Below are 424 nucleotides of genomic sequence, written 5' to 3'. Positions count from 1 at the left end.
AGCCGGGCGAAGAGACTGATAAGCCGAAGATTTCGACGAATGCTGACTTTGCTAACGGTGCAACTGAGGTTGTTGCTGGTGCGAAGGTTAACGATACGGTGACGTATGAGGGTTTGGTTCCGGGTATGGAATACACCCTGAAGGCTGAGCTGATTTCTAAGGTTGATGGCAAGTCTGTCCTGGGTAAGGGTGAGAAGACCTTTACTCCGGATGCTGCTGATGGTGAGGTTGTTGTTGAGATCATCGTTGCTGATTCGGTGAAGAAGCCGGTTGAGGCTGCGGTTGCCTTTGAGGAGTTGACTTCTGTTGAGGTCAACGACAAGGGCGAGGAGACTCCGGGTACTGATCCGGAGGAGCCGAACCACATCGCTGAGCACAAGGACATCAACGATAAGAACCAGACGGTTCCGAAGCCGTCCGAGGA

General features: G+C 52.8%; 1 protein-coding gene. It reads left to right on the top strand.

Features of this window, described 5'->3' with window-relative positions:
* Window positions 1-424: VaFE repeat-containing surface-anchored protein (locus HMPREF2743_RS04610; RefSeq protein ID WP_168167311.1), on the top strand; the 424-nt coding region annotated here is incomplete at both ends.

It is taken from the genome of Corynebacterium sp. HMSC036D02, assembly GCF_001836165.1.
Classification (GTDB): Bacteria; Actinomycetota; Actinomycetes; order Mycobacteriales; family Mycobacteriaceae; genus Corynebacterium.
Note: the sequence above shows the minus strand (reverse complement) of the source record. Positions and strands in the feature narration are given on the sequence as shown.